A 535-nucleotide genomic window follows, 5' to 3' on the forward strand; every position below is an offset into this window, starting at 1 on the left:
CACTAGACCCGGGTGGAAGACTCCGACAGCAATACCTTGATCTTCTAGATCCATCGCGAGAGAAACTGAGGCGATATTTAAGGCACACTTAGACATGCGGTAGCCATAGCGACCGCCACTGCTATTATCAGCTATGGATCCCATTCTACTGGTGATGATGGCAACCTTACCACCACTATCCAAATTGCCGAGAAGCGCCTCTGTTACTCGCAAGGGGCCTAATGCATTCACGCGAAACTGCTCTTCGAGCTGATCATAGTCGATATGCCCCAATACCTCATCTCGAAGAATTCCGGCGTTATTAATAAGAAGGTCTAATTTCACACCTTGAAGCTCAACACCTAGTCTAGCCACATCCTCTGCTTTGCTGACATCGATTCCTGCGATTATCTGGCACCCCAACGACAACAACTCTTCACTAGCTTCACGACAGACGGCATACACCGAGTAACCTTTAAACTTATAGTACTGACAGAAAGACAAGCCAATACCACGATTTGCTCCGGTTACAAGTATATTTTTTGACATGATATCT

Annotated in this window: 1 protein-coding gene; it reads right to left on the bottom strand. The window is 46.4% G+C overall.

Translation table 11 applies throughout. The features are described 5' to 3' along the window. Positions 1-535 (bottom strand): SDR family NAD(P)-dependent oxidoreductase (locus tag A3757_RS23255; protein WP_231878363.1); only part of this gene is annotated, 535 nt, incomplete at both ends.

It is taken from the genome of Oleiphilus sp. HI0117 (assembly GCF_001635235.1).